We start from the raw sequence: 1,759 nt of genomic DNA, 5'->3' as shown, positions 1-1,759 counted from the left end.
ACGATAACGAAGCCCATCCAACCGCCAACGGCACCAACAGCCTGACCGAGAACTTCAACGTCGTCGCTACCGACAGCGATGGCGACAGTGCAACCGGGCAGATCAACGTCAACATCGTCGACGACCTGCCGAAGGGCGTGGACGACAGCAATGCATCAACGGCTTCGGAAACCCTGCTGACCCTCAACGGCAACGTGCTGAGCAACGACGTGCAAGGCGCCGACCGCGTACCGCTCGGCGAAAACGCCGGGCCGATCACCCCCGGCACCTTCACCGGCACCTACGGCACCCTGGTGCTGAATGCCAATGGTACTTACACCTACACCCTCAACACCAGCGATGCCGACTTCAAAGCCCTGCACGGTGGTGGCGACGGCAGCGAAACCTTCACCTACACAATCACCGATTCGGACGGCGACAGCCGTACCGCCTACCTGGTGCTCAACGTCTCCAACAACGACAATCCGGTGACCCTCGACGGCCTCAACGTGTATGGCGGTGAGCTGACGGTCTACGAAAAAAATCTCGGCGACGGCAGCAACCCCAACGCATCGGCCCTGACCCAGAGCGGCACCTTCACCGTCACTGCTCTCGACGGTGTAACGACCCTGACTGTCGGCGGCATCGCCGTGGTCACCGCTGGCGTGGCCGCCGGCTTCCCGCAATCGATCACCACCCCGCTGGGCAGCACTCTGACCATTACCGGGTTCAACGCGGCGAGCGGCGTGGTGAGCTACAGCTACACCCTGAACGATAACGAAGCGCACCCAACCGCCAACGGTGCCAACAGCCTGCCTGAGCAGTTCGCCGTGACCGTGGTCGACGACAACGGCACTACTGCCACCGGTTCTCTCGACGTGAACATCGTCGATGACTTGCCGAAGGGCGTGGACGACAGCAATGCATCAACGGCTTCGGAAACCCTGCTGACCCTCAACGGCAACGTGCTGAGCAACGACGTGCAAGGCGCCGACCGCGTGCCGCTCGGCGAAAACGCCGGCCCGATTACTCCCGGTACCTTCACCGGCACCTACGGCACTCTGGTACTGAATGCCAATGGCACTTACACCTACACCCTCAACACCAGCGATGCCGACTTCAAAGCCCTGCACGGCGGTGGCGACGGCACCGAAACCTTCACCTACACAATCACCGATTCGGACGGCGACAGCCGTACCGCCTACCTGGTGCTCAACGTCTCCAACAACGACAATCCGGTGACCCTCGACGGCCTCAACGTGTATGGCGGTGAGCTGACGGTCTACGAAAAAAATCTCGGCGACGGCAGCAACCCCAACGCGTCGGCCCTGACCCAGAGCGGCACCTTCACCGTCACTGCACTCGACGGTGTAACGACCCTGACTGTCGGCGGCATCGCCGTGGTCACCGCTGGCGTGGCTGCCGGCTTCCCGCAATCAATCACCACCCCACTGGGCAGCACCCTGACCATTACCGGGTTCAACGCGGCGACCGGCATGGTGAGCTACAGCTACACCCTGAACGATAACGAAGCCCACCCAACCGCCAACGGTGCCAACACCCTGCCTGAGCAGTTCGCCGTGACTGTGGTCGACGACAACGGCACCACTGCCACCGGTTCACTCGACGTGAACATCGTCGACGACCTGCCCAACGGTGTGAACGACAGCAATGCATCAACGGCTTCGGAAACCCTGCTGATCCTCAACGGCAACGTGCTGAGCAACGACGTGCAAGGTGCTGACCGCGTGACGCTCGGCGAAAACGCCGGCCCGATCAC

The 1,759-nt window shown here is 62.1% G+C and carries 1 protein-coding gene; it reads left to right on the top strand.

Translation table 11 applies throughout. From position 1 onward, the window contains the following. Positions 1–1,759: beta strand repeat-containing protein (locus tag AC1RDQ_RS28475; RefSeq protein WP_492588753.1), on the top strand; the 1,759-nt coding region annotated here is incomplete at both ends.

The organism is Pseudomonas sp. GW823-FHT02E01, from assembly GCF_058797535.1.
The sequence above is the reverse complement of the archived record's forward strand: the minus strand, read 5'-3'. Positions and strand labels throughout refer to the sequence as shown.